The 19,579-nt window shown below is 58.6% G+C and carries 19 protein-coding genes; 10 read left to right on the top strand and 9 right to left on the bottom strand.

Annotated elements, in window-relative coordinates; genetic code table 11:
• Window positions 1–191: 191 nt before the first annotated feature.
• The gene (locus tag AABM55_RS22460) at window positions 192–1,892 is read left to right on the top strand and encodes a glycosyl hydrolase family 18 protein (RefSeq protein WP_347927804.1); all 1,701 of its coding nucleotides are present in this window, start codon (window positions 192–194) and stop codon (window positions 1,890–1,892) included.
• Window positions 1,893–1,984: 92 nt separating this feature from the next.
• Here the strand turns inward: AABM55_RS22460 and alaC are convergent, their stop codons facing one another.
• On the bottom strand, window positions 1,985–3,190 hold the full coding sequence (gene alaC / locus AABM55_RS22455) for an alanine transaminase (protein WP_103314971.1): 1,206 nt from the start codon (window positions 3,188–3,190) through the stop codon (window positions 1,985–1,987).
• A 230-nt stretch (window positions 3,191–3,420) separates the two neighbouring features.
• On the opposite strand from alaC, the gene AABM55_RS22450 reads away from it, so the two are divergent.
• From AABM55_RS22450 to AABM55_RS22440, 3 genes are all read left to right on the top strand, one after another.
• Window positions 3,421–4,083: a LysE family transporter gene (locus tag AABM55_RS22450; protein ID WP_347927803.1), complete on the top strand. Its 663-nt coding sequence runs from the start codon at window positions 3,421–3,423 to the stop codon at window positions 4,081–4,083.
• A 66-nt stretch (window positions 4,084–4,149) separates the two neighbouring features.
• The gene (locus AABM55_RS22445; RefSeq protein WP_054593655.1) at window positions 4,150–4,638 is read left to right on the top strand and encodes a GyrI-like domain-containing protein; all 489 of its coding nucleotides are present in this window, start codon (window positions 4,150–4,152) and stop codon (window positions 4,636–4,638) included.
• 324 nt (window positions 4,639–4,962) lie between these two features.
• Entirely contained in the window at window positions 4,963–5,460 is a 498-nt protein-coding gene (locus AABM55_RS22440) for an N-acetyltransferase (protein ID WP_347927802.1), read from the top strand.
• Window positions 5,461–5,615: 155 nt separating this feature from the next.
• On the opposite strand, the gene AABM55_RS22435 is transcribed toward AABM55_RS22440, so the two are convergent.
• Together AABM55_RS22435 and AABM55_RS22430 are read right to left on the bottom strand one after the other, a co-directional pair.
• Complete coding sequence (locus tag AABM55_RS22435; RefSeq protein WP_347927801.1) at window positions 5,616–6,221, bottom strand: pyridoxamine 5'-phosphate oxidase family protein; 606 nt, start codon at window positions 6,219–6,221, stop codon at window positions 5,616–5,618.
• Between the two features lie 33 nt (window positions 6,222–6,254).
• The gene (locus AABM55_RS22430) at window positions 6,255–6,740 is read right to left on the bottom strand and encodes a GNAT family N-acetyltransferase (protein WP_347927800.1); all 486 of its coding nucleotides are present in this window, start codon (window positions 6,738–6,740) and stop codon (window positions 6,255–6,257) included.
• 234 nt (window positions 6,741–6,974) lie between these two features.
• Between AABM55_RS22430 and AABM55_RS22425 the strand changes: the two genes are divergently transcribed.
• Window positions 6,975–7,322 carry a YciI family protein gene (locus AABM55_RS22425; protein ID WP_347927799.1) on the top strand — a complete coding sequence of 116 codons (348 nt, stop codon included), beginning with the start codon at window positions 6,975–6,977 and terminating at the stop codon, window positions 7,320–7,322.
• 19 nt (window positions 7,323–7,341) lie between these two features.
• Entirely contained in the window at window positions 7,342–8,577 is a 1,236-nt protein-coding gene (locus AABM55_RS22420) for an RNA polymerase sigma factor (RefSeq protein WP_347927798.1), read from the top strand.
• A gap of 338 nt (window positions 8,578–8,915) precedes the next feature.
• Here AABM55_RS22420 and AABM55_RS22415 read toward each other — a convergent pair whose 3' ends face one another.
• Entirely contained in the window at window positions 8,916–9,770 is an 855-nt protein-coding gene (locus tag AABM55_RS22415; RefSeq protein ID WP_347927797.1) for a LysR family transcriptional regulator, read from the bottom strand.
• Window positions 9,771–9,859: 89 nt separating this feature from the next.
• Between AABM55_RS22415 and AABM55_RS22410 the strand changes: the two genes are divergently transcribed.
• Window positions 9,860–10,297, top strand: coding sequence for a multidrug/biocide efflux PACE transporter (locus AABM55_RS22410; protein WP_347927796.1), 438 nt, complete (start codon window positions 9,860–9,862; stop codon window positions 10,295–10,297).
• A 46-nt stretch (window positions 10,298–10,343) separates the two neighbouring features.
• On the opposite strand, the gene AABM55_RS22405 is transcribed toward AABM55_RS22410, so the two are convergent.
• Window positions 10,344–11,102: an SDR family oxidoreductase gene (locus AABM55_RS22405; protein WP_347927795.1), complete on the bottom strand. Its 759-nt coding sequence runs from the start codon at window positions 11,100–11,102 to the stop codon at window positions 10,344–10,346.
• A gap of 123 nt (window positions 11,103–11,225) precedes the next feature.
• Between AABM55_RS22405 and AABM55_RS22400 the strand changes: the two genes are divergently transcribed.
• Window positions 11,226–12,122 (top strand): LysR family transcriptional regulator, encoded by an 897-nt coding sequence (locus AABM55_RS22400; protein WP_347927794.1) that lies wholly within the window; start codon window positions 11,226–11,228, stop codon window positions 12,120–12,122.
• A gap of 116 nt (window positions 12,123–12,238) precedes the next feature.
• Here AABM55_RS22400 and AABM55_RS22395 read toward each other — a convergent pair whose 3' ends face one another.
• From AABM55_RS22395 to AABM55_RS22380, 4 genes are all read right to left on the bottom strand, one after another.
• The gene (locus AABM55_RS22395; protein ID WP_347927793.1) at window positions 12,239–12,961 is read right to left on the bottom strand and encodes a TylF/MycF/NovP-related O-methyltransferase; all 723 of its coding nucleotides are present in this window, start codon (window positions 12,959–12,961) and stop codon (window positions 12,239–12,241) included.
• Window positions 12,958–13,824: a hypothetical protein gene (locus AABM55_RS22390; RefSeq protein ID WP_347927792.1), complete on the bottom strand. Its 867-nt coding sequence runs from the start codon at window positions 13,822–13,824 to the stop codon at window positions 12,958–12,960. The genes AABM55_RS22395 and AABM55_RS22390 overlap by 4 nt, the downstream gene beginning before the upstream one ends.
• 209 nt (window positions 13,825–14,033) lie before the next feature.
• Window positions 14,034–15,650, bottom strand: coding sequence for an inorganic phosphate transporter (locus AABM55_RS22385; RefSeq protein ID WP_347927791.1), 1,617 nt, complete (start codon window positions 15,648–15,650; stop codon window positions 14,034–14,036).
• A gap of 294 nt (window positions 15,651–15,944) precedes the next feature.
• Window positions 15,945–16,967: a transporter gene (locus AABM55_RS22380; protein WP_347927790.1), complete on the bottom strand. Its 1,023-nt coding sequence runs from the start codon at window positions 16,965–16,967 to the stop codon at window positions 15,945–15,947.
• A gap of 278 nt (window positions 16,968–17,245) precedes the next feature.
• On the opposite strand from AABM55_RS22380, the gene AABM55_RS22375 reads away from it, so the two are divergent.
• Both AABM55_RS22375 and AABM55_RS22370 read left to right on the top strand, forming a co-directional pair.
• Complete coding sequence (locus AABM55_RS22375; protein WP_347927789.1) at window positions 17,246–18,871, top strand: methyl-accepting chemotaxis protein; 1,626 nt, start codon at window positions 17,246–17,248, stop codon at window positions 18,869–18,871.
• A gap of 112 nt (window positions 18,872–18,983) precedes the next feature.
• Window positions 18,984–19,433 carry a hypothetical protein gene (locus AABM55_RS22370; protein WP_347927788.1) on the top strand — a complete coding sequence of 150 codons (450 nt, stop codon included), beginning with the start codon at window positions 18,984–18,986 and terminating at the stop codon, window positions 19,431–19,433.
• The last annotated feature ends 146 nt before the right edge of the window (window positions 19,434–19,579 follow it).

Below are 19,579 nucleotides of genomic sequence, written 5' to 3'. Positions count from 1 at the left end.
CCGGACTTACAGAGTCATCTGAGCCGCGAGAGGATATTCAATCCTTGTCGCGGCTTTCTTCTTTGCGATCCTCAATCCCTGAATACCACTCGTCGGCACTGTCAACTTTGACAGGTAGGCGCTGTATTGTGCCGCGCGTAAAAGTTGCTCATGAGTTCGTGACTTATCTACGTGCGTAGGGAGAAAAACTTATGACCGCTAAAGAACCAGGTGCAACGCAGGCAAACCGAAAAGTCACAGTGAGCGAGCTTATCAATGACACCGATCCAGGCACTTTAGTCAACGGTGTTGTATGGGCGGAGGGCGCGGCCGAAAAAACCTATGCGGTCAATAAATTTGATCCCGCCACGCGAGACGATCAGTTGTCCTATGCCCCGGGGCCAGATCGTACGACAAAATATGTGTTCAATAAGTACGCAGACAATGGCTTTAAGTGTTTTGGTTATAGTGGCGATTGGTTGATTGGCGATACCCGTTATGGCAATGGACCTGGTGAACCTGACCCGAGCTACGCCAGGGGAGGACGTGGAACCAACTTGACGAGATTCCTGGGCAAAACCGGGACCTTCCACAAATTGATTCTCGGTTTTTTAGCCATTGTGGGGGACAAAGGTGTTAATCGGATTCCGATCTACAACTCTCTAGTCCTCTGGGGGCTTGTGAGTCCGCCAGCAGACCCCGAGAGGCCGACGGATGCTGAATTGGAGGCAGCCGAAGCACAATGGAGTGGGCATGTGAGGTTTATTGATCCCTGGAATGATCTGGCAGCCTATATCAACTGCAATTTCCCAGGGTATGCCAGCGAAGACTATTCAGATCTTTATCGACCCGAAAAAGCGCAAGGTGTGCTGGGGGCTTTGCTTCAAATTTATCAGTCTAATCCTGGCCTGGAGCTTTCCCTGAGCCTTGGCGGTTGGTCTATGAGCTATGCCTTTTATGCCGTCGCGCGCGAGCGAGACCCTGCAAAAAGAAAGATTTTTATTGATTCAATTGCGACTATTTTCACAACATTTCCCATGTTCACAAGCATTGATATCGATTGGGAATATCCAGGGGTGGAAGGTAATAAACCTGGGCCGAGTGACACTTGGTTGGGTAATCCCTACGATGACGATGATGCGGCTTACTTTGCTGAATTGATACGAGAGTTGAAGGCCAGGTTGCCTGCGGTAAAAATAAGCATTGCTTCGATTGCTGCCCCGGCCAAATTGGCCAAATCCAGTATTCCGGCGCTTATTAAGGCAGGCCTTGATGGTGTTAACGTCATGGCTTATGACTTTTTTGGTACGCCTTGGGCGACACAGCTTCAGCACCATTGCAATCTATATCGCAGTGACCCTGATGACATTAACGAGAACTCTGTTGATGCGGCGGTGCAGTACCTATTGGGACTTGGCGTGCCCTCCAATATGATTTATGTCGGGTACGCCAACTACAGTCGAAATGCTCAGCAAGCTGAACTGACAAGCGTGTCACCACTGGTGGGGAAATACGAGCAACGCCCGGGAAGCGACGATGTTTCTAATTCGACACCTGGATGTTTTGAGCCTGGCGTGACAGAAATGCCTGGTATGTTGAAACACTATCTTGATCTGGAGACGCGCGAACCCCGGAATGGCTTTATCTTGTATACCGATGAAAGAGCAAACGCAGACTTTCTCTATAATCGAACAACCAAAGTATTTATGTCACTGGATACGCCTCGAACCGTAAAATTGAAAGGTGAATACGTGGTGGAGCATAAGCTTGGGGGGCTATTCAGCTGGATGATTGATCATGACCCAGGTCTGATGAACAACGCTGCGCGTGAAGGGGTCGGCTGTACGTTACTGGAGGAGGTTATCGACATGAAACCTTTCTACTACAAAGGCGCGACTACGTTACAGCCATAACGCTAGCGATCAACTTCCCGATACGAAAATGCCCCTGTGAGCGCAATACACTCACAGGGGCATTCTTCGTTCTACTGGCTTAAACGCAGGGATCAACCCGCCGCCGCATCCGCCCGGAACATCCCGCGAATCCCGCGGACCGCCTGACGAATCCGGTCCTGGTTTTCGATCAGGGCAAAGCGCACATGATCATCCCCGTATTCACCAAAGCCCACGCCCGGCGATACGCAGACCTTGGCTTCGGCCAGCAGTTTCTTGGCGAACTCCAGCGAACCCATATGCGCATAGGCTTCTGGAATCTTGGCCCAGACGTACATCGAGGCTTTCGGGTTTTCGACCATCCAGCCCAGTTCATGCAGGCCTTTGACCAGCACGTTGCGCCGTTGCCGATACTGCTCGGCGATGTCTTTGACGCACTGCTGATCACCTTCCAGCGCGGCGATGGCCGCCACTTGCAGCGGGGTGAAGGTGCCGTAGTCGTGGTAACTCTTGATCCGTGCCAGAGCGTTGACCAGTTCCGGGTTGCCGACCATGAAACCGATCCGCCAGCCGGCCATGTTGTAGCTCTTGGACAGGGTGAAAAACTCCACCGCGATGTCCTTGGCGCCCGGCACCTGCATGATCGACGGGGCTTTCCAGCCGTCGTAGACAATGTCGGCGTAGGCCAGGTCATGCACCACCAGCACGTCGTACTGCTTGGCGAGGGCGATCACCCGCTCGAAGAAATCCAGTTCGACGCACTGCGCGGTCGGGTTGGACGGGAAGCCGAGAATCATCATCTTCGGCTTCGGAATCGAGCCGCGAATGGCCCGCTCCAGCTCGGCGAAAAAGTCCACGCCGGGGATCAGCGGCACCGAGCGCACTTGTGCGCCGGCAATCACTGCGCCGTAGATGTGGATCGGGTAGCTCGGGTTCGGCACCAACACCGTGTCGCCCTGGTCGAGGGTGGCGAGCATCAAGTGCGCGAGGCCTTCCTTCGAGCCGATGGTGACAATGGCTTCGCTTTCCGGGTCGATATCAACTTGGTAGCGATCCTTGTACCAATTGGAAATCGCCCGGCGCAGACGCGGAATACCCTTGGAGGTGGAGTAGCCGTGGGTGTCTTCGCGCTGGGCAACGGTCACCAGTTTTTCGACGATGTGCGGTGGAGTCGGGCCGTCAGGGTTACCCATGCTCAAGTCGATGATGTCTTCGCCACGACGACGGGCGGCCATCTTCAGCTCGGCAGTGATATTGAATACGTAAGGGGGGAGTCGATCTATGCGCGCAAAGCGGCGCGGCGAACCTTGTTCGGCCATTGTTGCCTCGAGTAACGTAAGCGCCCGGAACCGTCCGAGCGACGCTGGCCACTGCGGTGGCCTGTGGCGGAAGATAAGGGCGCTGATGGCCGATTGTCTAGTGGTGAGGTTCAACTATTTTTCACCACGCGGTTGATCGCATGCGCAAGTTTTCACTCTCAACCCGCGCGCGCATGCTTCTTGCAGAAGTTTGAATTTACTCAACTACCACCTTATAAACGAGATGAAAAATGGAGTTTTCCAGCGGCTTTTTACTGAGCCTTTCTTTGTGCCTGGACATCGGTGTGGCCAATATTGCGATGATCACACTGGCCATGCAGCGCGGGTATTTTCAGGGTTTTGCGTTGGGGCTCGGCACCTGTGTCGGCGACCTGGTATACGCGGTGCTGGCGCTGGCGGGCATGACGGTGCTGTTGCAGTACTCGGCAGTGCGCTGGGTACTGTGGGTCGGTGGTTCGGCATTGCTGCTGTACTTCGCGGCGAAGATGATTCACTCGGCGATTTATCACAGCGCCGTATTGGCAGAGGCCGGTGAGGTCAGTGCCGGTTCCCATCGGCGGGAGTTTTTCCGTGGGATTTTTCTGGCAATGTCGTCACCTAGCGCGATTCTCTGGTTCGCCGCGGTCGGCGGTACGCTGATTGCCCGTTCCGGGGGCGGTAGCCTGAGCAATGCCGCACTGTTTCTGGCAGGGTTCTTTTGCGCCGGGCTGCTGTGGTGCGTTGCCCTGTGCCTGGCGGCGACCCAGGGCGGCAAACTCTTGGGTGACAAGCTGCTGCGCTACTCTTACCTCGCATCTGCAGCGATCTTCTGCTATTTCGCGGTCTACGTGATCGTTTCTGGCTATCAGGAGTTTATCCTTCCGGCGGCTGTTGCAGAACTTCCGGGCCTTTGACTGGGGGAATCCGGTTTGGCTTCTATACTTGCAGCCGAACCCACCTTCAGTTGCAGGAGTTGATTCATGGATGATCCAAAAAAGGGCGCAGTCGCTGAGCCGCGCTTCGAAGCGGGGCATTTTCTGCTGATCGCAGGACTTGGTGGGCGGTTTAGCGCGGACACCACCGAAGGCATTCCCAAGCTCTGGGAGAAATTCGTACCGCACATCGGTAACGTTCCTGGGCAGATTGGGGAGGTAACCTACGGCGTCTGCTGCAATCCGGACGGTAAAGGTGGATTTGAGTACATCGCCGGTGTCGAAATCAGCAAGCTCGATGACCTGCCAGAACTCTACCGCTGGATCGAAATACAGCCTCAGCACTATGCGGTGTTCAAGCACGAAGGTGCGCTGGACACCCTGCCGCAAACCTTTCAGTACATCTGGAAAACCTGGTTGCCAACGTCGGGTTACGAGGCCGCCGATGCCCCGGAGTTCGAGCGCTACAGTGACGACTTCAACCCGAAGCTCAATACCGGCGTGCTGGAAATCTGGGTCCCGCTCAAAACGGCCTGAACGGGTTGAGAGGCGGCGCACTCAAGCGCCGCCGCCACTCGGCATCTGCACTATTTATCTTTGCTGATTCGCCGCGCTCGCAACACATCGATCGTCAGCGTGATAAAGCCAAAAGCACTGATAGTGAACAGCATAAGAAGACCGACCTGAACGCTAGTCATGGTGAGTTTCCCTCTTCATGGCGAAAGACAGGGACAAGCAATAGCCCGAACCTTGCGCGAAAGAAAGCCGCTATACGAAGGCTTTACGGGCGTGCCGATGATCGATATGCAGACCTTATTAATTTATGATTCGCTCCCTCTTTTTCGCTGATCGGGCCACGCCATGAACTCCCCCACGACTGTCATTCGCCAGGTCACGCCGGCTGATCTGGATCGCTGTTTCGCCATCGAAATCGAAGCGTATGAAGGTGATGAAGCGGCCACTCGCGAGAAAATCGCCACGCGCATTGCCACCTGGCCGCAAGGTTTTATCGTGGCCGAGGTCGACGGTGTCGTCGCCGGGTTTATCAATTCGGGGGCGGCGTATCAGGTGGAAATGGCGGATGAGGCCTTCAAGGAAATGATCGGCCATGACCCGGATGGCCCGCAGGTGGTGATCATGTCGGTGGTGGTACACCCGGACTTTCAAGGACTGGGATTGGCGAAGCGCTTGATGAGCGAGTTCATTGTCCGCATGCGGGATTTGGGCAAAACCCGTATCAACCTGATGTGCAAGGAGCGGCACATACCGCTGTATGCCGGGTTTGGTTTCGCCTACCTCAACGTGTCCGCATCCGACCACGGCGGCATGGCCTGGCATGAAATGGCGCTGGATCTGTAACGTCCACTACAGATTTTGCGCCGAGCGCCCGTTCTGCCAACGCCTCATATCCCCTGTAGGAGCACGGCTTGCCGGCGATGGCGGTCTCTCGGACGCCATCGCTGGCAAGCCAGGCTCCTACAGGTTTTGTGCCTCGACGTTGGAGATGGCGATTCTCAATAAAGGCTGTCGTGCAGCCTGACAGGGGCTTCTCGATCATACGCCTCGGCATCGAACTGGCCGTCATTCAGGCGCTTGTGAAAGGCGCCTGCGGTGGGCAGGGCCGAGCGCTCCAGGTACTTTTCCGGGTTCCACAAATCAGAGCGGACGATAGCCTTGGAGCAGTGGAAATAGGCGGCTTCGACCTCCACCAGAATCACCGTGCGCGGCGGTTTGCCGTTCACCGCAAAGCTTTCCAGCAGAGCGGGCTCGGCGCTGATCCGCGCGCGGCCATTGACCCGCAATGTCTCGCCAATTCCCGGAATGATGAACAGCAACGAGATCCGCGAATCGAGGACGATATTGCGCAAGGTGTCGATGCGGTTATTACCCGGACGGTCGGGAATCGCCAGGGTTCGTTCATCGATGATCCGCACAAAACCGGGTGTATCGCCACGCGGTGAACCGTCCATGCCATCGGGGCCGACCGAGCTCAGGATGACCAGCGGCGAGGCGCGCACCATCGCCTGGTAATCGAGGTTGAGAAAGGGGATTTCCTTGCGCACGGCGCGGTCGTGAGGGCGGCCGTAAATCGCTTCAAGTTGTTCGATAGTGGTCAGCATTGTGCACTTCATCCATGAAAGGTTATCGGGTGTTCAGAACGCCAGGGCCATGCGCCGTTCATAGCCGATCCGGCCTTTGTAGGCGTTGCCGCTGTCGACCCAGCCTTGCTTGAGGTAGAGCCCGAGCGCCGATTCGTTGTGCGCATCCACCGACAGCTCCAGCCCCTTGATTTCCGGCCAGGCCTGGCGCGCAGCGAGTGGCAGGGCCTGCAGGAGTGCGCTGCCATAACCCTTGCCCTGGTGACGGTGATCGACCTGTAGCGCGTGCAGGGTCGCAGTGTCTTCATGAGCCCAGTGCGGCAGGAACGGTGGACGCTTGAGCAGCAGGAACGCTACCGGAGTCTCATCGACGAGCAGGGCAAAGCCCTTGATGCCGTCACGCGGTGCTGACAACAGGGTGTGCAGGGCCATGTCGATATCGCCGGAGAATTGCTTCTGCCGGTCAGGGATCTCAATGGCTTCCAGTTGCTGGCATTGAAAGGGTGTCAGCTGTTCGTAGGGAACGAGTTGGGTCGTCACTGGCGGTGTCCGTGGTCCGACAAAGGTGAACTGCGGATTTTAGCCAGTTTGTCTCTTCGACATTTATTTTATTTGAGCGGTCGATTTGGCTCGTCGCCAGACGACTAAGAGTGTCTTCACACAAAAAGCACACTGATGTTCAGACGCTGTTCAAGCGGCCACCCTGATCGTCGGGATTTTCGCCAAATGCTCAATCTGCAGCCATAGTTGATCAGCCTGATGACGGAGAGTCTTATGAAATACCTATGCCTGGTCTACAGCGACGAACAGCTCCTGCATACCTCGCCCGACAGTCCCCATGACGCCGAGTGCATAGCCTATGCCGAGTCGGTTCAGGGCAGCGGCCGGATGCTCGCCGCCGAGGCGCTGGAATCCGTTCAGACCGCCACCACGGTGCGTATGCGCGGCGGCAAGCTGTCGATCACCGATGGCCCGTTCGCCGAAACCAAGGAGCAACTGGCCGGTTTTTACCTGATCGATGCGAAGGACCTGAACGAGGCCATTCAGGTCGCCGGCAACATCCCGGCAGCTCGGGTCGGCAGCGTTGAAGTACGACCCGTCCGTGAGTTGAACCTAGGATGATTACAGGCATGGCAAACTGATGCCGGGCGAGTCGGTCAAGGCGCTGGTCGAGGCGGTTTATCGCAACGAATCGCGGCGCATCCTCGCCACGTTGATTCGCTTGCTGGGGGATTTCGACCTTGCCGAAGAGGCTTTGCATGAAGCCTTCTTTGTCGCAGTCGAACGCTGGCAGCGCGATGGCGTGCCCGATAATCCACGCGCCTGGCTGGTGTCGACCGGGCGTTTCAAGGCCATTGACGGTTTGCGTCGTCGGGCACGATTTGCCGCCTCCCAAGCGGCGTTGGTGGCGCAGCTGGAAGAGCTCGAAGAGACCGACTGGAGTGCTGAGGATGTGGAAGACGATCGCTTGCGGCTGATCTTCACCTGCTGCCACCCGGCCCTTGCGGCGGATTCGCAGGTGCCGTTGACGCTGCGCGAAGTCTGCGACCTGACCACTGAGGAAATCGCCCGGGCGTTTCTCGTTGCACCGTCCACCATCGCTCAGCGCATCGTGCGTGCCAAAAGCAAAATCCGTGACGCGAAAATCCCCTATCAAGTGCCTTCCGTTGCCGAATTGCCCGAGCGCCTCGACAGCGTATTGCGGGTGATTTACCTGGTGTTCAACGAAGGGTATTCGGCGTCGGTCGGCAGTGAGCTGACCCGTGAAGACCTGACCCGCGAAGCAATCCGTCTCGGCCGCTTGTTGATGGAGCTGTTACCGGAAGCAGAAGTGATGGGGCTGCTGGCGCTGATGCTGCTCAATGAATCGCGACGCCCGGCCAGAACCTCGGCGTCGGGTGAGTTGATCGTGCTCGATGAGCAGGATCGTTCGCTGTGGAATACCCAGATGATTGCCGAAGGCTGTGCCTTGATCGAGCGCGCGTTGAGCACGCGTGGCTTTGGACCTTATTGCCTGCAAGCCGCGATCTCGGCAGTGCATGCCGAAGCCGTAACGGCCGAGCAAACCGATTGGCCGCAGATTGTCGGGCTGTATGACGTGTTGCTGCGAGTGCAGCCTTCGCCGGTGATTGAACTCAATCGCGCGGCGGCGCTGTCCCGGCGCGATGGGCCGCTGGCGGGGTTGACGCTGGTCGAAGGGATTCTGCAGCGAGGCGAGCTGCTTGACTATCACCTGGCCCATTCGGCGCGCGCCGAGTTCTGTCGGCAACTGGGACGTGTTGAAGAGGCAAGGGCGGCTTATTTGCGCGCCCTTGAACTGACCCGGCAAGAACCGGAGCGACGGTTTATCGAGCGGCGTTTGACTGAACTCAAATGATGGCCGCACCGCACACCTCATCCGTATCTGTATCCGATCCCGCATCCGTATTCGTATCCCGCATCGGCATTCGCATCGGCATCCGCATCCGCATCCGTATCCCGTATCCGTAGCAGCTGCCGAGCCCGCGAGGCTGCGTTCGGCCGCGAAGCGGTCGTGAATCAGGCAACGCGTTCTTCCAGGCAAACCGCGTGCGCAGGATTTGCGAGGACTTCGTCCTCGAACGCAGCCTCGCGGGCTCGGCAGCTGCTACGGATACGGGATGCAGATTACGGATACGGGATGCAGGTTACGGATATGGATGAGGATTCGGGTACGGGGGCGCCCAACACCCTGTTTCACTCCAGCATCTTTGCCAGCAACCAGCTCCCCGCCGGCCCAGGCGGATGCAGGCGTGACCAAAGGGCGTCGACCGACACCGGTTTCGGCCAGCCGCGGACCTTGAGTTCCTGTAACGAGCCCGCTCCAAAACGCCCGACCAACCAACGTGGCAAGGGCGCCCAACCAAAACCGCCTTGGGCCATTTCCAGCAGCATCAGGTAACTGGGCGCCGACCAGACTCGGCCTTGGGCACGGGTTTCGTAGGGATTGATGATGGTTGCCAGGCGCAATTCACGGTGCTGCTGCAACGTTTCCTTATCGACTTTTTGCAGCGCCGCCAGCGGATGTTCGGTCGACACGAACAAGGCAATTTCCGTGCGCTCGTCGACCGTCGCACTGTTCAGGTCGGCCGGGTAGTCGGACTGCATTTCGGCGAAGGCGATATGCGCGCGCCCGCGTTGCACCAGGGCGATCAAATCGTCGCACTCGGCAATCAGGCATTCGAGTTCCAGGTCCGGGTAGCGCTGCTCGAAGTCACTCAACGCGGCTTCAAAACGATCGGACTGGTAGGTGTCGGAAATCGCCACCGTCAGCTTCGCCTCAACGCCTTGGGACAGTTGCGCGGCGGTCATTTCCAGGCGGCTGGTGGCGGCCAGAATGTCTTCGGCGCGTTGCAGCATGACATGCCCGGCCGAGGTCAGTCTGGGCTTGCGGCTGCTGCGATCGAAGAGTGTCACGTTCAGGTCGATTTCCAGGCTGGCAACCGCCGCGCTGATGGTCGACTGGCTCTTGCCGAGTTTTCGCGCCGCCGCAGAAAACGAGCCTTGGGTCGCTGCCTGGACAAACGCCAGCAGCACTTCATGTGAGGCCATGAACTATCGCCTTGATCGATGGTTACTAGTTATGAAGTATCGGTGTGGTGGTAGATGATGGCAACCACATTCACCCAGGGAGCTTGATGATGAGCACCAACAAATCCTTTACCGAACGTGTTTTTCAGGCCATTGGCTTCGAGCTGCTGGCGGTCATGCTGTGTACACCATTGCTGGCGTGGCTGATGGACAAGCCGATGGTCGAGATGGGCGCCGTGACCATTGCTATCGGTCTGATCGCCTTGGCCTGGAACGTGTTGTTCAACGGTTTGTTCGACCGTCTGCTCAAGCATCTGGCGCTTACCCACAGCGCCGCTACCCGAGTCGTGCACGCTTTGCTGTTCGAAGGGGGGCTGGTGGCGGTCAGCGTGCCGCTGATTGCCTGGTGGCTGAACGTCAGCCTGTTGCAGGCGTTGATTCTGGACATCGGCGTGTTGCTGTTTTTCCTGCCGTACACCTACCTCTACCACTGGGCGTATGACGTGGTGCGTGAGCGACTGGTAATGCGCGAGTCTTGCGAGGGATAAAAGCCAGGATCGTCCGAACCGCGTCCGGACGATCTTTTAATCCTGATTACAAAAACATCCCGCCCGACGCTTCGACCCGCTGCCCATTGATCCATTGGCCACCCGGCGCCAGCAGTAGGGCAATGGCGGCGCCAATGTCGTCAGGTTTGCCGGCGCGACCCAGCGCCGTATTGCTGGCCACCAGTTGATTGATGTCCGCGTTATCGCGCACCGCACCGCCGCCGAAGTCGGTTTCGATGGCGCCCGGTGCCAGGATGTTCACCGCAATGTTGCGCGCGCCGAGTTCCTTGGCCTGGTAACGCGTCAGCACTTCCATCGCCCCTTTCATCGCTGCATAGGCGCCGTAACCCGGCAGGCTGAAGCGGGTCAGGCCACTGGAAATATTGATGATCCGGCCACCGTCATTCAGCAGCGGCAGCAGGTTTTGGGTCAGGAAAAACGGCCCCTTCAGGTGAATGTTCATCAGCAGATCGAACTGCTCGACGGTGGTGTCGGCGAAGTTCGCGTGCACGCCGACCCCGGCGTTGTTGATCAGAAAGTCGAAGTGCTGGCAATCGAAGTGATTTTTCAGAACCTTCCCGACCTCTGTGGTGAAGGCACCGAAACCTTCACTCTGGCCGACGTCGAGTTGCAGCATGGCGGCGCGACCACCAAGGCTTTCGATCTGCGCGACCAGCGCCTGGGCTTCATCGGCGCGGCTGTTGTAGGTGCCGATAATGTCGATGCCCTGAGTCACCAGATGCAGGGCGGTGCTTTTGCCAAGGCCACGGCTGGCGCCGGTGATCAATGCGATTTTGCGGTTCATGGGACGTTCTCCAGAGCAGTGAGTGATGATGGGAGAAAGTTTATTTATCCGTATTGTGGTGATAAACAGGCTGTAATCGGAATCACTGGTCGGAATAACCGAACAATAAAGAGTGGCCCCCCCATGAACAAACTGGAACTGTTGCGCACCTTCGTCCGGGTCAGCGAAATGTCGAGTTTCACCCTCGCGGGCGAAAGCCTCGGCTTGCCCCGTTCTACTGTTTCCGAACACGTCCAGGCCCTGGAAGCCCTGCTCGGTACACGCCTGCTGCAACGCACCACGCGCAAGGTTCAGGCAACTCAGGACGGGCTGGTCTTGTACGAGCGCAGCAAGGATTTGCTGTCGCACATGGATGAAATCGAAGGGCTGTTTCGCCAGGACGAAGCCTCGCTGACCGGGCGGATTCGCATCGATATGCCGAACATTCTGGCCCGTCGGGTGGTGATGCCGCGCCTGCCGGAGTTCATGGCTCGGCACCCTCATCTGGAACTGGAAATCAGCAGCACCGACCGCCGGGTCGATTTGCTCGGCGAAGGGTTTGATTGCGTGCTGCGGGTCGGCGCGCAACCGGATCAAACGGTGGTCGCTCGTCACCTGTGCGACTTTGCCATGGTCAACTGCGCCAGCCCGGCCTATCTGCAGCGCTATGGTGTGCCGCAGCGGCTCGAAGACCTGGCGCAGCATCGGCTGGTTCATTACGTCGGCGTACTGGGGGCGCGCTCGGAGGGTTTTGTGTACGAGGAGGAGGGCACGCTGCATCGAATGCCGATGAGCGGCAGTGTGACGGTCAATAGTACCGACGCTTACGAGTCCGCGTGTCTGGGTGGTTTCGGGTTGATCCAGGTGCCGCTGATGGGGATGCAGTCGTACCTGCTTAGCGGTGAATTGGTAGCGGTCTTGCCGCAGTTCAACGCACCGTCGATGGAGGTTTCGCTGCTCTATGCCCGGCAACGGCATTTGCCATTACGCGTGCGGGCATTCATGGACTGGCTGGGGCAGGTGATCCAGGCAACCCACTGACTTGCAGGAGCCGAGCTTGCCCACGATAGCGATTTCACATTCAACGCAACGGTTGACTGTGAAATCGCTATCGCGGGCAAGAGCTAGGCCCCCCCCCGCTCCTACAAGGTCATGCGTCAGATGTGGAAGTAACCCACGCAGGAGTCGAACGGCAGGCGCTTGAGCTCGATCTTGTTCAGGTCGAACACTTCGCGCAGGGCTTTGGTTTCGCCTGGGAAGTTGCGATAAGCGACTTCGTCCAATACCACGATGGCGCCTTTTGGCATGTACGGCAGGAAGGTTTCCAGCGCGACTTTGGTCGACTCATACAGGTCGGTGTCGAGGATCAGCATCGCCACGACCAGGTCCGGACGGGTCTTGACCCACTCCGGCGCGGTCTTGCAGATATCGCCCTTGACCAGTTCGCAACGCGGGATGCGGTTGACCGGACGCAACAGGTCGTTGGCGTCGATCATGTCCTGGATCAGCGACTGGTCGGTATCGGAGAACATGCTCTCGTTGACGTCGGCCGGGTCTTCGTCCTTGTTGATGCTCTGGAAGCCTTCGAAGGTGTCGAAGCCAACGATCGAACGGTTGATCGCGTAGGGTTCCAGGATCATCGACAGGTGCATGTAAAGCATCAGCGAGTTGCCCTTGTACACGCCGCACTCGATGATCGCGCCCGGGATTTCGGCGACCTTCTTGAACAGCTCCATGCGCGACAGCGCAGCGGTCACGCCGATGCGGTTGGCGAACACGTATGGGGCGTCGGCCACGTACTCGGCGTCGACCCGCTTGAGAACGCCTGCGCGGGTTTCGTTGTATTGGGCCTCGGCAGGCGTAATGCGACGCTTGGTCATGATTGGATTCCTTGGAAATTCGAGAAGTCGTGGGCGTGGAAATAGTCTTTGAAGCCGGCGCCGACATCCGGGCAGGCGCTGTCGACGTTGATCGCGCCGCGCTTGTGCTTCAGGTCATCGAGGTGCATCAGGCGGAAATCCACGCTGAAGCGGGTTTGTTCGGTGTAATTGGGAACCGTGCCGTGCAGGTGTGAACCCGAGAAAATCAGCATGTCGGCGGTGTTGCCGGCAATGCGGATCTCGGACGCCGCGTCGATGTCCTCGGTTGGCACCGGGTGCTGACGGGCCTCTTCCTTGACGTTGTCCTTGGCGCGCTGGCGTTGCACGTCGATCCAGTCGGAGAGGCTCCACTGCGCCGAGGTGTTCTTCACCGGCTTATCGAAGTACGCCGGGTTGATCATCATGGTCTGGTCCGGCTGGATCGTATAAACCGGCATCCAGGTGTTGATCTGGCAGTCGACGCCACCGTACCAGGTGTCGCGATGGGGTTTGTAGGCGTAGCTGACGCCGGCGTGCAGGTAATCGTAGTTGGGCACGACGCGAATCCGCGGCACGTCGAAGATGAACTCTTCGGGGGCTGCACCGATTTCTTCGGTGAAACCACGGATCAACTCTTTGGCCCGCAGGCTATTGGTGAACTGGCCTTTGAGGCGGGTCACCAGCACCACGAACTCTTCCACCGGCATCAGGCGGTGCAGGGCCTGGTGGTCAGTCTCGCCGTCAAATGCGGCGGTGATGCTTTCCTGAGCGAAAGCACAGAGTTCTTTCGCTGCGTTGAGCTGGGTGTTCAGGAAGATATCGCCAGCGTAGATGGCGCTTTTGAAGTCAGCTTTCTTCTGCAGCTGATTGATGTACAGATTCACGGTTCCCCCTCCTGAATGCATCGGGTCTCTTAAGAGTCGGCACCAAGGTAACAAACTGAAGCCCGATCCAGCGGGTGCTGAACCAATTAGTGCTTAATCCACTGATTTTGCGACGAAATGCCTGTCGAGTGAGCACGCCGCTGATGGCTCTTATAAAAAAACTCCCGAACCGATTGCCCGGTTCGGGAGTTTTTTACGTGTTGTCGGGTTCAGAACAGTTGGGTGAACAACCAGTACAGACTACCGGACAGCAGAATCGCCGCCGGCAAGGTCAGCACCCAGGCCATCAGCAGGTTGCGGATGGTCTTCATCTGCAAGCCGCCGCCGTTGGCCACCATGGTCCCGGCCACGCCGCTGGACAGCACGTGAGTGGTCGATACCGGCAGGCCGAACATGTCCGCCGCGCCAATGGTCAGCATCGCCACGGTTTCTGCCGAGGCGCCCTGGGCGTAGGTCATGTGGGTCTTGCCGATCTTTTCACCGACCGTGACCACAATGCGCTTCCAGCCGACCATGGTGCCCAGGCCCAGCGCAATCGCGACGGCGATTTTCACCCACAGCGGAATGAAGCGCGTGGCGTTGTCGATCTGCTGTTTGAACAATTGCAGTTTGCCCGTGGTGTCGGCATCGAAGTCGCCGACCTTGTTCTTGTCCATCAGGCGAATGGTTTCGCTGGTCAGGTACATGTCGTTACGCACGTTGCCCATGGCTTGCGCCGGGACTTTGGCGAGCGAGCCATAACCTTTCACTTCGTTGCCGATGTTGCCCGCCAGGGCGGCGAGGGCAGGGATCAGTTGCGGTGTCGCTTCCTTGCTGCGCACGTATTCGGACAGCACGGGGCGCGGGTCGGCCGGGGCCGGTAGCGGAGCACTTCTGACCAACGCTTGCTGGGTCACTTCGGCCACGGCGGCGAATTGCAACGCCTGGTCGGCTGGCATGGTGCGGTTCAGCGCATAGGCCATCGGCAGGGTGCCGACCAGAATCAGCATGATCAGGCCCATGCCTTTTTGGCCATCGTTGGAGCCGTGGGCGAAGGACACGCCGGTGCAGGTCAGGATCAACATCCCGCGAATCCACCACGGTGGTGGAGTGTTGCCTTTGGGGGCTTTGTACAGCGCGCGATGTTTGACGAAGATGCGCAACGCCAGCAGCAACAGCGCGGCAAATGCGAAGCCGATCAGTGGTGACAGCAGCAACGCGTAACCGACCTTGGTGGCTTGCGCCCAGTCGACACCGCTGGTGCCGTCGCGTCCGTGCATCAGCGCATTGGCGACGCCGACGCCGATGATCGAGCCGATCAAGGTGTGGGATGACGAGGCCGGCAAGCCCAACCACCACGTGCCGAGGTTCCACAGGATTGCCGCGATCAGCAGGGCGAAGATCATCGAGAAACCGGCGGTTGAACCGACTTGCAGAATCAGCTCCACCGGCAGCAAGGCGATGATGCCGAAGGCTACGGCGCCGCTGGACAGCAACACCCCGAGAAAGTTGAAGATCCCCGACCAGACCACCGCGAAATGCGGCGGTAGCGAATGGGTGTAAATCACCGTTGCCACGGCGTTGGCGGTGTCGTGGAAGCCGTTGACGAACTCAAAACCCAAGGCAATCAACAGCGCCACACCCAGCAGCAGAAACGGCGTCCAGGTGGTCACCGTGGTGCCGAGGTCATGCATGTCGTGCATCAGGCTGTAGGCGGTGAACAGCAGCCCCATGGCCAGCACCGCGAAAAACACCACGGCGGTCAATACGCCGGGTTTTTTATCGAGTTGCGGGCCGGCACTGCTGGTGGGGGCGTTGGAGGCGGCGGTCAAGGAAGGCGTAGCCATGGCCGGACAATCCTGTGTCAGGGAGGAGTGCCGGTCATGATCGTTGCCGAATGTTACAGCGAGACTGCTTTGGATCAGTGTTTGGTTAATTGCCGAACTGTTGCTTCGCTTGAGAACCTGTGGCGAGGGGGCTTGTCGGAACGCCGCACCGCCCCGTTCGGCTGCGAAGCAGCCGTAAATTGGGTAAATGGGGTGTGTCTGGGGAAAACAGGTGGCAGGTTTCAGGGTTGCTTCGCAACCCAGCGGGGGCAAGCCCCCTCGCCACAATGGGGCTGTGAATCCTGGAAAGCTGGATCAATAATCCGCCCGCTTGCGAAACGCCCAACGCCCGGCCAGTACCGTGAACGTCGCGACCAGTGCCACCAGAATCCAGAATCCTTCCGGGTCGCCGGCAAGGGGAATCCCGCCGACGTTCATGCCGAAGAAACCGGCAATGATGTTGATTGGCAGCGCCAACACCGTGACCACGGTCAGGGTGAACAGCGTTCGGTTGCTTTGCTCGTTGAGGTTGGCGGCGATCTCTTCCTGCAACAGTTTGATCCGTTCGCCGAGCGCCGTGAGGTCGTTGATGATCAGCGCGAACTCCTCGGTGGATTTGCGCAGCTCCTTGACGTCGTCCTTTTGCAACCATTGCGGCGGACGGTTGAGCAGGCGCAGCAGCGAGCCCGGCTCCAGTGCCAGCAGCCGTTGCAAACGCACCAGCACTCGACGATTGGCGCCCAGTTCGGCACGGTTGGTGGACAGTCGCGATGACAGCAACTCGTCTTCGATCTGGTCGACACTCTGGCTGGTCTTGCGCACGATCTGCGTCAGCACTTCGCCCTGGTCGCGGAGCAAATGCACGAGCAGTTCCAGTGGCGAACGAAAGCATTCGCCGGCCTTGACCGAGGAGCGCAGCTTGTCCACCGAGTGCAGGGGTTGCAGGCGTGCGCTGATGATCAACCGACTGCGGGCGCAGACCCAAAGGGTCGAGACGTCTGACGACACCATGCTGCTGAGGTTGAACACCACGTCGTTGACCACTGCCAGCAGCGCCGAATCGACGTGCTCGATGCGCGTCGAGCGAGAGCCTTCATGCAAGGCTTCGAAAAATTCTTCCGGCAACTCCAGGTGCGTTTTCATCCAGCGCTCGCACGCGGCGTGGGCGAGGTTCAGGTGCAGCCAGAGGAACTCGTCCTCGGCGCCCGGTTGTTGCAGCAGCTGCAGCGCCTTGGCCGAATCGATCTCGCGACCGCGTTCGCCGGGACGAAAGCTGAAACCGTAGAGCAGGCCGAACAGGTCAGAATCGCGGTGGCGTTGATCGATGCTGTGGTTCATGGAGTCTCGCTGAAGGGAGGCGCCTGTCGTACGTTTCACAGGCTCACATGAGCGGCATCATGGCAACGCGGTTTGACAGTTTTGTGACGGTTTGGTGGCTCGCGTAATAGAGCCTTTACCAGTGGTCGGATTGGCTTCAAGAAAACGCGGCACACGCCGATGACGCCTAAGTTGGCTCAGGCACTTTGGTGTCCGGCCCGCATGTTGTCGACAGGGAGGTCCGGACATCTCGCATGCCCTACCGATGCGAGTCTTATCCCTGTCATGAGTATCACTCGATGTTTTTGCAAAAATCCCTGCGAGCGCAAATCCTGGCACTGCTGAGCGGCAGTCTGATCGCGATGTTGCTGATTGCCCTGGCCTGTTTTCACTTACTCTCCAGCGGGGTGCAGAACTACCGCAACCTCATCGAAGGCCCGTTACGTACCTCGCAACTGATTGACGAAGCCAACCTGCAATTCAAGGCTCAGGTCCAGGAATGGAAAAACGTCCTGTTGCGCGGCAAGCAACCGGCTGAGCTGGACAAATACTGGAAGCAATTCGAGGACCGTCAGGGCGACGTACAGAACATCCTCGGTGAATTGACCCGCCAACCGGGCATCGACGCCTCACTTAAAACCCGCCTTGAAAGCCTGCGTGATGCGCACCGGGTGCTTGGCGGCGCGTATCAAAAAGGTCGAGAGGCTTATCTGGCAGCCGGTGGTGATCCTTCGGCAGGTGATAACGCGGTCAAAGGTGTGGACCGCGCCACGAGCGAGCAGATGAGCGAACTGGTCGACGAGTTGCGTAAACAGGGCCGCGAACAATCGACGCTGATCAGCGCCAGCGCCGATCGCACGGTGTTGCTGGGTATCCTGGTGATGCTGGCTTCGGGCCTGTTGATTGGCTTGCTCAGCCTGTGGCTGGTCAACCGCAATCTGGTGGAACCGATCCGCAAGCTGATCGAATACGTCGCGCACTTGAGCCAGGGCCGGTTTGCCGAGCGGGTGGCGAGTGATCGTCAGGATGAGCTGGGCAAGCTGGCGGTGGCTGCCAACACGCTGCGCGATTTCCTTGCCGAGACCTTCAGTCGCTTGCAGCGCAGCGCCTCGGATCTGGACAGCGCCAGCGGTGAGCTGAACTCGATTGCGACCTTGATGGCCCATGGCACCAGCGAACAGTTCAACCGCACGGATCAAGTCGCCACGGCGATGAACGAAATGTCCGCCACTGCCCAGGAAGTCGCTCGTCATGCGGCCGACGCGGCACGGGCCGCCGATGATGCCGATCAGTCGGCACAACAGGGCGAGAAGGTCATGCAAGGCACGATTCACACCATCACTCAGATGCGCGGCGAAATCGCCAACACCGCGACGGTCATCCGCCAACTGGAAACCGATAGCGGGCGTATCGGCAAGGTGCTGGAAGTGATTCGCGGCATCGCCGAGCAAACCAACTTGCTGGCATTGAACGCCGCTATCGAAGCCGCTCGGGCCGGAGAAGCCGGACGCGGGTTTGCTGTGGTGGCCGATGAAGTACGCAGCCTGGCCCAGCGCACGGCGGCGTCGATCATCGAAATCAACCAGATCATCCAGAGCGTGCAGACCGGTGCGGTAGATGCGGCGCAGGCCATTGAAAGTGGCCAGTCGCGCAGCGAAGAAAGCGTCGAGCAGGTCACTCAGGCCGGGGCCATGCTTGAGCGCATTACTGCATCGGTGGAGGCGATTCGCGACATGAACCGCCAGATCGCCACCGCTGCTGAAGAACAGACCTCGGTGGCCGAAGACATTTCGCGCAACCTGACCGAGATCACCAGCATCGCCAGTACCAACCTGGACAACGTGCAGCGCACTGAAGCGGCGAGCAACAACCTGCACGGGTTGTCGGGGCAATTGAGCGCGGTGACGGCGCGTCTCGGCGCCTAGCCAACTGAAATGTGTATCGGCACGCTAACCGTGTCGGTACACGATTGATCTCAAGTGTGGGTGTTGCACGTCGATGATTCGGTTATCCCTAACCTCATCGAAGGAAACGCCCATGGTCAGCCTCACATCGGTCTCGATCAATCAGACTCTGTCCACTTCCACCAGCAAGACTGCCATCAGCGGCAGCACCGATACCGACACCACGCAAAGCACAACCACGACGGGCAGTTCGACCACCGACAGTGGCAAAGTCGCGGCCGGTGGTGCACCTGCGTCGGGTGGCAGCAGTTCGAGCAGCAGTAGCAGTGAGTCGGATACGGTGAAAGAGCTGCGCAAGCAGATCGCCGAATTGCAAAAACAATTGCAGGAGCAACTGCAACAACTGCAGGCCGCTCAGGCCAGTCAGGAAAGTGCGGATGCCAAAGCGGTGAAAGTCGCCGCCGCCCAATCGCAGATCGCAACCACCTCGGGTTCATTGGAAACCGCTACGGCGGCGTTGACGCAAGCGCTGCAAGAGTCAGGCAGCAGCACGTCGGGATCGTTGGTCAGTACAACGGCGTAATGTTTCGGCCTGCCTGGCTGCGCCTTTGATATCCCATGTCCCATGAAGCTCGTGCCACCGGTCGGATTCAGGGGCAGAAAAGGCCTTGATTTACCGCCTACCTGTTAGTTCTGACAGTAGACGGGGTGGTGCCCTGAGGATTGTAT

It is taken from the genome of Pseudomonas helvetica (assembly GCF_039908645.1).
Lineage (GTDB): Bacteria > Pseudomonadota > Gammaproteobacteria > Pseudomonadales > Pseudomonadaceae > Aquipseudomonas > Aquipseudomonas helvetica.
This window is presented reverse-complemented; position numbering and strand designations above follow the sequence as displayed.

Excerpts from the sequence above, each read along its gene's own strand:
- AABM55_RS22450 (WP_347927803.1), top strand. The coding sequence starts at position 3,421 with ATGGAGTTTTCCAGCGGCTTTTTACTGAGCCTTTCTTTGTGCCTGGAC.
- AABM55_RS22385 (WP_347927791.1), bottom strand. The coding sequence starts at position 15,650 with ATGGCTACGCCTTCCTTGACCGCCGCCTCCAACGCCCCCACCAGCAGT.
- AABM55_RS22420 (WP_347927798.1), top strand. The coding sequence starts at position 7,342 with ATGCCGGGCGAGTCGGTCAAGGCGCTGGTCGAGGCGGTTTATCGCAAC.
- AABM55_RS22405 (WP_347927795.1), bottom strand. The coding sequence starts at position 11,102 with ATGAACCGCAAAATCGCATTGATCACCGGCGCCAGCCGTGGCCTTGGC.
- AABM55_RS22375 (WP_347927789.1), top strand. The coding sequence starts at position 17,246 with ATGTTTTTGCAAAAATCCCTGCGAGCGCAAATCCTGGCACTGCTGAGC.
- AABM55_RS22440 (WP_347927802.1), top strand. The coding sequence starts at position 4,963 with ATGAACTCCCCCACGACTGTCATTCGCCAGGTCACGCCGGCTGATCTG.
- AABM55_RS22370 (WP_347927788.1), top strand. The coding sequence starts at position 18,984 with ATGGTCAGCCTCACATCGGTCTCGATCAATCAGACTCTGTCCACTTCC.
- AABM55_RS22425 (WP_347927799.1), top strand. The coding sequence starts at position 6,975 with ATGAAATACCTATGCCTGGTCTACAGCGACGAACAGCTCCTGCATACC.
- AABM55_RS22460 (WP_347927804.1), top strand. The coding sequence starts at position 192 with ATGACCGCTAAAGAACCAGGTGCAACGCAGGCAAACCGAAAAGTCACA.
- AABM55_RS22395 (WP_347927793.1), bottom strand. The coding sequence starts at position 12,961 with ATGACCAAGCGTCGCATTACGCCTGCCGAGGCCCAATACAACGAAACC.
- alaC (WP_103314971.1), bottom strand. The coding sequence starts at position 3,190 with ATGGCCGAACAAGGTTCGCCGCGCCGCTTTGCGCGCATAGATCGACTC.
- AABM55_RS22410 (WP_347927796.1), top strand. The coding sequence starts at position 9,860 with ATGAGCACCAACAAATCCTTTACCGAACGTGTTTTTCAGGCCATTGGC.
- AABM55_RS22445 (WP_054593655.1), top strand. The coding sequence starts at position 4,150 with ATGGATGATCCAAAAAAGGGCGCAGTCGCTGAGCCGCGCTTCGAAGCG.
- AABM55_RS22435 (WP_347927801.1), bottom strand. The coding sequence starts at position 6,221 with ATGCTGACCACTATCGAACAACTTGAAGCGATTTACGGCCGCCCTCAC.
- AABM55_RS22380 (WP_347927790.1), bottom strand. The coding sequence starts at position 16,967 with ATGAACCACAGCATCGATCAACGCCACCGCGATTCTGACCTGTTCGGC.
- AABM55_RS22400 (WP_347927794.1), top strand. The coding sequence starts at position 11,226 with ATGAACAAACTGGAACTGTTGCGCACCTTCGTCCGGGTCAGCGAAATG.
- AABM55_RS22415 (WP_347927797.1), bottom strand. The coding sequence starts at position 9,770 with ATGGCCTCACATGAAGTGCTGCTGGCGTTTGTCCAGGCAGCGACCCAA.